This window comes from Arthrobacter sp. P1_B4 (genome assembly GCF_056406555.1).
On record NZ_JBFTZW010000104.1, the window covers coordinates 1 to 10036 of the forward strand.

Sequence of the window (10036 nt, forward strand, 5' to 3'; positions counted from 1 at the left end):
GACTCGAACTCAGCGGCCGAGCGGACGTCAATGATCATGAGGTCCTGATGCTCGGTGACCCAGCTGCGCAAGGTCTCCGGAGCGAGAGCGGAAATGGCGGTGGAAGGCGAAATCATGGGGGCCTCTCGAAAGGGGTCGTGGGTGAGTACCCCACCGAGTATGGCAGATACCCATAGGGGTATGCAAAATACCCGGTGGGGTATAAGGTGATGGCAAGCCACCTACGCCTTTGGAGACCTCATGCAACTCGATCCGACTGAACTAACCCCTGTGGTCAACCGCCTCAAGCGCGCCCAGGGACAGCTCGCTGCTGTGACCCGCATGCTGGAGGAGGGCGGGGATTGCAGGGCAATCGTCACGCAGTTGGCGGCCGTCTCGAAGGCTCTGGACAAGGCCGGATTCGCGATCATCGCCAGCGGACTTGAGCAATGCCTCGTCCGCGAAGACACCACCATGGACCGGAAGGAGCTCGAAAGGCTCTTCCTCTCCCTCGCCTGACCAACAGGGGACATCTCGCCTAACCAGCGGCGGACATCAGGGCGCCGTGTCGGGGCCGTTCCCCCACCAATGCCCCCGCCGGCCAAGGAAATCAGCGTCGCGGTTTCTCAGGTACGTGGGGGATATGGAGGAGTATCATTCCTTCCGGGGGGCGGGCCTGGAAAGAGAATAGCCATGCTCAAGGACAAGCAAGTCGGCGCAGTGCTACCGGCAGCGGACATCGCGCGTGCACGGGATTTCTACCGCGATAAGCTCGGGCTCGAACCCGAGAACGCGGATGCCGAGGACAACCTGCAGTACAAGTGCGGCGGAGGTACCRGGTTYCTCCTGTACCAGACGCCCAATGCCGGAACGGCCAAGAACACGCAGATCGGCTGGGTGGTCGAGGACCTTCCGGGTGCCGTTGCGGAACTCCGAGCCAAGGGAGTCGTCTTCGAAGAATACGACTTCCCGGGCCTAAAAACGGAGGACGGCATCGCCACCACTCCGGACGGAAGCTCGGCCGCGTGGTTCCTGGACACGGAGGGCAACATCCTGAGCCTCAACCACATGCCCTAGCGCCGGCACACAGGATGCAGGCAAGGCTTCCGGGACTGAGATCGCCGGAGGCAACGCCGGATCACGAAGCCCGGCCGGCGGGCGACAGCGCCGCCGGCCGGGCTTCGTTCGTCCGCGGACCTACGTGTCGTTGCCGGCTTCCGGGTCCTCTGACCACGCCATGCTGGGTCCAATGGCGTCGATTGCCTGGGACAGCGGAATGCCGGAGCCGTCGCGGCGGCCATGCTCGCCGGGGAGTGAGCGCGCCACACCTGCCAGGGAGGACGCCTTGGCCGGACCGTGCCCAGCCCAGCCGAGCAGCAGCGTGTCCTCGCCCTTGAGGAAACGGTGTGCCCGCACCCCGGCAGTCGCCCGGCCCTTGACCGGGTACTCGGCCAGGGCGGTGACCTTCGCGGCCCCGGGGGCTGTGCCCGGCAGCGCGCCTTCGGTCCCCGCGATGGTCACGACGACGGCGGCGGCGTCAGCGGCGCTGGCGGTCCCGAAGAACATCACCCGGTCCCCGGCGGCCAGCTTGATCCCGGCCATGCCGCCGGCCGTCCGGCCCTGCGGGCGGACGGCGGAGGCGCTGAAGCGCAGCAGTTGGGCCTGCCGCGTGATGAAGACGAGGTCGTCGTCGTCGGACCCGGCGGGGGCAACGCCCACCACGGTGTCCTTGTCTTTGAGCGCGATCGCTTCCCAGTCTTCGCGGTTCAGCGGATAGTCCGGCTGCACCCGTTTGACCACGCCCTGGGCGGTTCCGATTGCCAGGACCTGGTCCAGCGGTGCGAAGGCCACCAGTGATTCCCCCTTGAGCAGAGTGATGAAATCCTTGGCCGCTACCCCGCCGGCCATGTTGGGGGTACCCGAGGTTGGCGGCAGCACAGGCATGTCCATGACCTGCAGGCGCAGCATGCGGCCCTGCGAGGTCACGGCGGCGATCTCGCCGCGGGCGGTGGTTTTGACCACGGAGGAGAAAACGTCATGCCGGGTCCGCGGTCCGGCCTCGGCCAGGCTGTCCTGGTTGGCGGTGCGGGCAATCTGTCCGGACACGGTGAGGATGGCCCAGCAAGGATCGTCCGCGATCTCAAGGGCCAGCGGTGCGGCCTTGCCCTTGGCCCCGGCGGCTGCGCCCAGTGCCGCGGCGACGGTGGGGGAGACGGCCTCGGATTCCAGCAGGACGGTCCGGCGCGGTGTGCCGTACTTCTCCGCGATCTCGCCGAGTTCGTCGGACACCAGGGCACGGAGCAGCACGGGGGAGCCCAGGATCGCCTCAAGCTCCGCGATCTCCCGGCGGAGCTCCTCCTGCTCCTTCTCCAGCTCGACCCGCGAATACTTGGTCAGCTGCCGCAGCCGCAGTTCCAGGATGTAGTTGGCCTGGATCTCGGAGAGATCGTAGATGGACATCAGCCGGGTACGGGCCTCGGCCACCTCGTCGGAGGACCGGATGATCTGGATGACCTCGTCAATGTCCACGATCGCGACCAGGAGGCCTTCGACCAGGTGCAGGCGGTCCTTCTTCTTGCCCAGCCGGAACGCGGTGCGGCGCCGGACCACGTTGATCCGGTGGTCCACGTAGACCGAGAGCAGCTGGAGCAGCCCGAGGGTCTGCGGCTGGCCATCGACGAGCGTCACGTTGTTGATGCCGAAGGAGTCTTCCATCGGGGTGTAGCGGTAGAGCTGCTGGAGCACGGCAGTGGGGTTGAAGCCGTTCTTGAGCTCAATGACCAGGCGCAGGCCGTGCTTGCGGTCGGTGAGGTCCACGACGTCGCTGATGCCGGTGAGCTTCTTGCCGTTGACGGCATCCTTGATCTTCTCGATCACCTTTTCCGGGCCCACCATGTACGGCAGTTCCGTGACCACCAGGCCGGTGCGGCGGGCAGAGAGCTGCTCGATGTCCACCTTTGCCCGGGTCTTGAAGGAGCCGCGGCCGGTGGCATAGGCGTCGCGGATGCCGTCCAGGCCCACGATCCGGCCGCCGGTGGGCAGGTCCGGGCCGGGGACGAACCTCATGATGTCCTCGAGCGTGGCGTCCGGGTTGTCGATCAGGTGCCGGGCCGCGGCGATGACCTCCACCAGATTGTGCGGGGCCATATTGGTGGCCATGCCGACGGCGATGCCCGTCGCGCCGTTGACCAGCAGGTTGGGGAACGCGGCCGGCAGCACGTCCGGCTGGGTCAGCTGGTTGTCGTAGTTGGGAACGAAATCGACGACGTCCTCGTCGAGGTGGTCGGTGAGGGTCAGGGCCGCGGCCGCCAGCCGGGCTTCCGTGTAGCGGGGCGCCGCCGGGCCGTCGTCGAGCGAGCCAAAGTTGCCGTGTCCGTCGATCAGCGGCAGCCGCAGGGAAAAGTCCTGGGCCATGCGCACCATGGCGTCGTAGATCGCGGCGTCACCGTGCGGGTGCAGCTTGCCCATGACCTCGCCCACCACGCGGGCGCTCTTGACGTGGCCGCGGTCCGGGCGCAGCCCCATGTCGGACATCATGTAGAGGATCCGCCGCTGGACGGGCTTCAGGCCGTCGCGGGCGTCGGGAAGGGCCCGCGAATAAATCACCGAATAGGCGTATTCGAGGAATGAGCCTTCCATCTCGGACGTGACATCGATATCGACGATGTTCTCAACGAAATCCTGACTGGGTTCCCCTGCCGGGGGCGTGGTTTGGCGGCGTGCCATAAGGCTGGTGGATCCTTCTGAGGGGTGCTGAACGGGTACTGCGTAAGTTTATGACTAGGCTAAGCCTATGGTGGATCAGCCGGCGGACGGCGTATATCCGGAATATTGGGAAGCCGATGTTGTCCTGCGCGACGGCGGCACGGCGCATGTGCGCCCCATCCACCCCTCCGATGCAGATGCGGTCCAGGCCTTCCACGTGGGCCAGTCCCAGAAGTCCATCTACATGCGCTTCTTCGCCTTCAAGTCCAAGCTTTCCAGCAAGGAACTCAAGCGCTTCACCGAGGTGGACTACAAGGACCGGGTGGCCCTGGTGATCACCATCGGCGGCGAAATCCTGGGCATCGGCCGTTACGACCGGCTCGATGACCCGGCCGAGGCCGAGGTCGCCTTCAACATCGCCGACGCCCATCAGGGCCGCGGCATCGGCTCGATCCTGCTCGAACACCTCGCCGCCGCGGCCCGCGAGAACGGGATCCGCAAGTTCAGTGCCGAGGTGCTTCCGGAGAACCGCAAGATGCTCATGGTCTTCTCCGACGCCGGCTACGACGTCAAACGCCACTTCGACGACGGCGTCGTCAGCCTCGAGTTCAACATCGACCCCACCGACAAATCCCGCGCCGTGATGGAATCCCGCGAGCACCGCGCCGAGGCCCGCAGTATCCAGGAACTGCTCGCCCCGGCGTCCGTGGCCGTGATCGGAGCCAGCCGCAAATGGGGCACCGTGGGCTACCAGTTGCTCGAGCACGTCATCGAAGGCGGCTTCAGCGGCCCGGTCTATGCGATCAACCCGGAGGCCCTGGAACTGGCCGGCATGCTCTCCTTCGCCCGGCTCTCCGAGGTTCCCGGCCCGGTCACGCTCGCCATCATCGCGGTACCGTACGACGAGGTCCCCAAGGTGGTCCAGGAATGCGCGGCCGCCGGGGTCAAGGGAATCGTAGTGGCCACCGCTGGGTACGCGGACGACGGCGAACGCGGCCTGGCGCGCCAGCGCGAACTGGTCCGGCAGGCCCGGGAGAACGGCATGCGCGTGATCGGCCCGGCGTCCCTGGGCATCGTCAACACCAACCCGGCCGTGTCCCTCAACGCCTCGATGGCACCGGCCCTGGCCCGCCGCGGCGGCCTGGGGCTGTTCAGCCAGTCGGCCGCGATCGGCGTCTCCCTCTACGCGGCCTCCAGCCGGCGCCGGGTTGGCATCTCGACCTTCCTTTCGGCCGGCAACCGGGCCGACGTCTCCGGCAACGACATGATGCAGTACTGGGAAGACGACGCCGACACCACGGCGGTGGGCCTGTACCTGGAATCGATCGGCAACCCGCGCAAGTTCTCCCGGCTGGCCCGCCGCCTTGCCCGCACCAAACCGGTGATTGTGGCCAAGTCCGACGCCATGGGCCTGAACCTGCCGCCCGGTCATGCCGTCCGCACCACCCAGGCGCCCTCGGAAGCGCTGGACGCCATGATGCGGCAGGCGGGGGTGATCCGGGTCGAGACCATCGAAGAGCTCATGGACGTCGCCCAGATCGTCTCGAGCCAGCCGCTGCCCGGGGGCCCCGGCATCGCCGTCTTCAGCAACTCGCGCGCCCTTGGCAAGGTGGTCGCGGACAGTGCCGCCCGCCAGGGGCTCGGCGTGGAACGGATCGTAACCGACGTCGACCTCGACGCGGGCATGTCGCGGGCACTGCCGGCCCTGCGGCGGAGCCTGCAGGAAACCCTGACCGCGGACACGGTGTACGCCGCGGTGGTCGCGCTGCTGCCGGCGCACGGTCTCACCGTCGAAAAGATCGCCGGCGTGCTGGCCGAATGCTCCGCGGCAGCCGGCAAGCCGGTGGTTGCCGCCTTTAGCGGAATCCTTGATCCCTCCATCTATGTGGAGGGCATGGTCGGCGCCGAACCTGACCAGCCCCACCAGCCCGCCCCCGCTCCGCCGATCCCGTGCTACTCCAACCCGGGTGCGGCGGTGGCGGCCCTTGCCGCCGTCGTGCGCTACGCCCAATGGCTGGACCGGGACCAGGGCCTGTTCGTGGAACCCGAAGGGTGCCACCCGGAGCCCGCCCGGGCGGACCTGGAGGTCCTTCTGCGCGATGTGGGCGGCGAGCAGCTCGTCCGGCTGGACCAGGACACGGCCGCCCGGCTGCTGGGCCACTACGGCATCCGGCTGGTCCCGTCCGTCGGGTTCGAGACGGCGGAGGAGGCCGTGGCCGCGGCAGGGCAGCTCGGCTGGCCCGTGGCCTTGAAGACCACGGACCCGGCGCTGCGGCACCGGCTGGACCTGGGAGGTGTGCGGCTGGACATCCAGGACGCCGATTCGCTGCGGCGCAACGTGCTGGAGATGCGCAAATCGCTCGAGCGGTACGGCTCGCCGTCCCTGGAAGTGCAGACCATGGTGCCTGTGGGGCAGGCCTGCACTTTCCGCGCCATCGAAGACCCGCTGCTGGGGCCGGTGATCTCCTTTGGCCTGGCCGGAGACGCCGTGAACCTGCTCGACGACTGGGCCCACCGCGTGCCGCCGCTCTCCGGTTCCGACGTCCACGACTTCATCCGGGCGCCCCGGGCGTCGCGGAAGCTTTTCGGCTACCAGGGCCTGCCCGCCGTCGACGTCGCGGCGCTCGAGGACCTCGCCGCCCGCCTCACCAGGCTGAAGGACAACCACCCGGAGATCGCGCTGGTGCATTTCAATCCCGTCCTCGCCGGGCCCGATGGTGCCTCGATCCTGGCCGCCGATGTCAGGATCGCGAACGCCGCCCAGCGGACCGACAGTGCGCGCCGGGCGATGCGCAGTTAGGGTCGAACCTCCCGGGCTGCAGCCCGTGTCCGGGGCCCGGCAGTTAGCAAGTCCCCAGCTGATCTGTGAAAATGGAGACTATGAGCACCCAGCCTCCAGCACCCAAGCCCCTGGCGACCGCCCCCGCACGCCAGACCGCGCACCACCACGGCCTCCATGACCACAGTGCGCAGGGCCAGAGCCTGGAAGGGGCCCTCCAGCAGGCCGGTTTTTACCCCCGGCTCGTGGCCGACGTCGTCGCCGATGCCCTGGATGGCCGTGATTGCGTGGCCCACCTCGTACATCTCGAGACACACTTCGACAGGGCCGAGGTCCGCCGCCACATCACCGTTCTGGTGTTGACCGACGACATGTTGGTCATCACCCATGTCGACGACCAGCAGCTCGACGAGGCCGGCGAGCAGACCGTCGCCCAGGTGTCCACCGAGTCCGTTCCGGTCACCCAGATCCGCTCGGTGGTCTTGAGCTATGTCTACGCCCAGCCGCAGGACTACAAGCCTTCCGACCCTGTCCGCGAGCTGACGTTGTCCATTGCATGGTCCGGCGGCCAGCGCCTCGACATGGGTCCGGCCAGCTGCGGGGACCCGCAGTGCGAGGCCGATCACGGCTACAGCGGCACCATTGCCCAGGAAGACATCGTCCTGCGCATCAGCGCCGAAGCGGACGGCCTGCAGGCCGTACAGGACGCCAAGCTCTTCGCCCGCGCCCTCCGTGCCGTGAACACCGGCTCCGCGGCGCCGGTGCCGCACAACGGGCCCGGGCTGCCGCCCCGACCGCGGATGGGCGTGTTCGGAAACCGCCTCAGCCGCGGCCACCAGCGCTGACATGGCCCATCTCCGTCAGCCTGAGCCCGCCGAAGATCAGCTGTCAATCCCGGTATTGGCTCCCTCCCTGGCCGCCGACGCCGCCGCCGTCCCGCTGGCCGCCGGCGCTGGTCCGTCCCCGCTCCCGGCCGCCCCGGCGTTCGGACACCGTTCCATCGCCGAGGTGCTCACCAGCGCCGCCGCCAGCCTGGGTGTCCCGGGCTTTGAGAACAAACTGAACCTTCCGGCCGCCAAACGCGTGTGCGTGGTGCTGGCCGACGGGCTGGGCCGGAACCTGTTGAAGCAGAAGAGCGCCCACACCCCGTTCCTGCGTGCGGTCCAGCAGGCCGGCCAGGGCCAGGTGCCCGTGTCGCTGGACTCGGCGTTCCCGTCCACCACCGCGGCATCCCTCGCCAGCTTTGGCACCGGACTGTCGGCGGGCCAGCACGGCATGGTGGGCTATGACGTCCTGGATCCGGATCAGGACCGGGTAGTGAACATGCTGGGCAACTGGGACGCCGGCGTGGACCCGCGGACGTGGCAGCCGTTCCCCACCGTTTTCGAACGGGCCGCGGAACACGTCGATGTCACGACGGTCAGCCTGCCGCAGTTCAGCACCTCGGCCATGACCGAGGCCGCGCTCCGCGGAGGCCGCTTCCTCACCGGAACCACGTCGCACGCCCGGACCGAAGCTGCCGCCGAGGCCATGGCCAGCGCCGGTCCCTCGCTGATGTACTTCTATGTCAATGAGCTCGACAAGGCCGGGCACCGCCACGGCTGCCAGTCAGCCCAGTGGGAGCACCAGCTGGAAGAACTCGATGCCACGGTGCGCCGGCTCAACGCCACCCTGCCGGCCGGCACCACGGTGCTGCTGACGGCGGACCACGGAATGGTGGACGTGCCCGAATCGCAGCGGATCGACTACTCCGCGGAGCCGGCGCTGCTCGCCGGCGTGCGGCACACCGCTGGAGAGCCGCGCATGGTCCACCTCTACCTCGAGGATAGGACGGACGACGCCGCCCGCGGCCGCCTGCTGGCCAACTGGCGGTCCCGTTTCGGGGACAGAATATGGGCCTTCACCCGTGAGGAAGCGATCGCGGGCGGCCTGTTCGGCGACGTGCGGGCCGAGGCCGTCTCGCGGATCGGCGACGTCATGATCGCGGCCCGGGACGCGCTGGCGCTTTATGATACACGCAGGGTCCGGCCCACTGCCCTTGAGGTTGTGGGCCAGCACGGTTCCCTGACGAAAGCCGAGCGGGAAGTCCCGCTGCTCTACTTCCAGGCCGACGGTAAAAAAGCGCCCCGCGGCTGACGTTCCCGCCTGAATTCGGGACGGAAATCCCTGCCGGAAACGCGGGCCCGGCTCTTATTGGTCGTTGCGGGTTCCGAAGACGATTTCGTCCCAGCTCGGAACGCTGGAGCGCTTCGGCTTGGCCGGCTGGCGCTCGGGCTGGTCCGTTCCGGGCTCGTTCCGGGCAGCGGCGTGGGATTCGCGGTGCTGCCGCCGGGAAGTTCCGCCGCCGATCAATTCATCCAGGCCCGGGCTCGCCGTCGGGCCGCTCTTCGGGGCCGGGCGCAGTTGCGAGGCCGCGATGGTGACTTCCCGGGTCTCGGTGCTGACGCCGTCGTGCAGTTTCAGGGCATCGTCCTCCTCCGGGAGGCGCGGTGCGAGGCTCAGCCGCGAGAGCATCGACGGCCTGCCGTCGCGCCGTCGCGTGAAGGAGTCGGTTTCTGACGGGGCGGCTGCCTCCGCTGCCGGAACGTCCGGCAGGCCGGGGTTGATGAGGGCCGGGTCGGTCTGGGCCGGGGCGGGATCGCCCTCCGCAGCGGATTCGGGGACGGCATCCGGTTCCACAGCTGCCGGAAGCCCGGCTGCTTCCGGGACCTCCGAGGGACGGGGGTGGGCCGCGGGGACGCCGGTGGTCAGGAGCGTGGCAAGGGCGTCGTCCGCGTCCTCGTCCACGCCGATCCGCTGTCCGCGGCGGGAACGCAGCATGTCCAGCAGCCCGTCGGCGTCTTGTTCCTGGTGGATCCTGTCCTGCTGGAGCAGCATCTGGTGAATAATGCTGTGCTGGCCGGTCGCTGTGCGGGCCGCTGCCTCGGCATCGGTTTCAAAGTCGAAAGGCCGGTCGGAGACGGCGGTAAGGCGCCGGGTCGGCACGGGGCCTTCGAGCGGCTCAAGTTCGCTCAGCTGCTGGGCCCAGCGGTTGGCGTTTTGCAGGGTCTTCCGGGCGGGATGGAAGGTCCACAGGGCCGGCGGCTCCTCGCCGATACCGGCCGGGCCGCCGGGCTTGGGCTCGAAGCGGGCCACCACGTTCCAGCTGCCGTCGGGACGTCGCCAGGAATCCCACTCAAGTGTTGAGGGCTCGACGCCGTAGGCCCTGAGCCGGTGCTCCACCATCTCGCTGAGGGACGCCGGGTTTTCACCGAACACCGACCGGTAGGCGTCGTGGCCCGGGGCGGGGGAGGCGACCTCCACCTTGCGGGCCTGCTGCGCGATGTACTCGCGTTCGGCCAGGACCGGGCCCTCATAGCGCTGGACTTTCTCCAGCGGAATTCCGGACAGTTCCGCCACTTCGGCGGCGGTGGCCCCGTTGCGAATCCTGGTCTGGATGTCGCGCGGCGACATGGCAATAGGGGGTGCGGCCGCGCTGGACGCGGTCTTCGCCGACGTCCGGCTGGCTGCCACCCGAAGTGCTTCATCGATCGGCAGCTGGAACATCTCGCCGCCGGTGCCACTCAACAGGAG

Annotated in this window: 7 protein-coding genes and 1 pseudogene; 5 read left to right on the top strand and 3 right to left on the bottom strand. The window is 68.4% G+C overall.

Annotation, left to right across the window (positions count from 1 at the left end; genetic code table 11):
- A pseudogene (locus AC1D1W_RS18385) lies at window positions 1-116 on the bottom strand (rhodanese-like domain-containing protein); the annotation flags it as partial.
- A 124-nt stretch (window positions 117-240) separates the two neighbouring features.
- Between AC1D1W_RS18385 and AC1D1W_RS18390 the strand changes: the two are divergent.
- Together AC1D1W_RS18390 and AC1D1W_RS18395 are read left to right on the top strand one after the other, a co-directional pair.
- On the top strand, window positions 241-498 hold the full coding sequence (locus tag AC1D1W_RS18390; protein ID WP_476944443.1) for a metal-sensitive transcriptional regulator: 258 nt from the start codon (window positions 241-243) through the stop codon (window positions 496-498).
- Between the two features lie 174 nt (window positions 499-672).
- Window positions 673-1056 (top strand): VOC family protein, encoded by a 384-nt coding sequence (locus AC1D1W_RS18395; protein ID WP_476944444.1) that lies wholly within the window; start codon window positions 673-675, stop codon window positions 1054-1056.
- Between the two features lie 120 nt (window positions 1057-1176).
- Here AC1D1W_RS18395 and AC1D1W_RS18400 read toward each other — a convergent pair whose 3' ends face one another.
- Entirely contained in the window at window positions 1177-3705 is a 2529-nt protein-coding gene (locus AC1D1W_RS18400; RefSeq protein ID WP_476944445.1) for a DNA gyrase/topoisomerase IV subunit A, read from the bottom strand.
- 67 nt (window positions 3706-3772) lie between these two features.
- Between AC1D1W_RS18400 and AC1D1W_RS18405 the strand changes: the two genes are divergently transcribed.
- The 3 genes from AC1D1W_RS18405 (at window position 3773) to AC1D1W_RS18415 (ending at window position 8599) form a co-directional block, all read left to right on the top strand.
- The gene (locus AC1D1W_RS18405) at window positions 3773-6484 is read left to right on the top strand and encodes a bifunctional acetate--CoA ligase family protein/GNAT family N-acetyltransferase (protein ID WP_476944446.1); all 2712 of its coding nucleotides are present in this window, start codon (window positions 3773-3775) and stop codon (window positions 6482-6484) included.
- 80 nt (window positions 6485-6564) lie between these two features.
- The gene (locus tag AC1D1W_RS18410; protein ID WP_223917079.1) at window positions 6565-7308 is read left to right on the top strand and encodes a DUF5998 family protein; all 744 of its coding nucleotides are present in this window, start codon (window positions 6565-6567) and stop codon (window positions 7306-7308) included.
- A 1-nt stretch (window position 7309) separates the two neighbouring features.
- Window positions 7310-8599: an alkaline phosphatase family protein gene (locus AC1D1W_RS18415; protein WP_476944447.1), complete on the top strand. Its 1290-nt coding sequence runs from the start codon at window positions 7310-7312 to the stop codon at window positions 8597-8599.
- Window positions 8600-8653: 54 nt separating this feature from the next.
- On the opposite strand, the gene sepH is transcribed toward AC1D1W_RS18415, so the two are convergent.
- Window positions 8654-10036, bottom strand: a 1383-nt coding sequence (gene sepH, locus AC1D1W_RS18420; RefSeq protein ID WP_476944448.1) for a septation protein SepH, incomplete at its 5' end; no start/stop codon positions are given.

What these genes read in the sequence shown, in the direction of transcription:
- AC1D1W_RS18390 (WP_476944443.1), top strand. Translation starts at nt 241, where the DNA reads ATGCAACTCGATCCGACTGAACTAACCCCTGTGGTCAACCGCCTCAAG.
- AC1D1W_RS18400 (WP_476944445.1), bottom strand. Translation starts at nt 3,705, where the DNA reads ATGGCACGCCGCCAAACCACGCCCCCGGCAGGGGAACCCAGTCAGGAT.
- AC1D1W_RS18405 (WP_476944446.1), top strand. Translation starts at nt 3,773, where the DNA reads ATGGTGGATCAGCCGGCGGACGGCGTATATCCGGAATATTGGGAAGCC.
- AC1D1W_RS18410 (WP_223917079.1), top strand. Translation starts at nt 6,565, where the DNA reads ATGAGCACCCAGCCTCCAGCACCCAAGCCCCTGGCGACCGCCCCCGCA.
- AC1D1W_RS18415 (WP_476944447.1), top strand. Translation starts at nt 7,310, where the DNA reads ATGGCCCATCTCCGTCAGCCTGAGCCCGCCGAAGATCAGCTGTCAATC.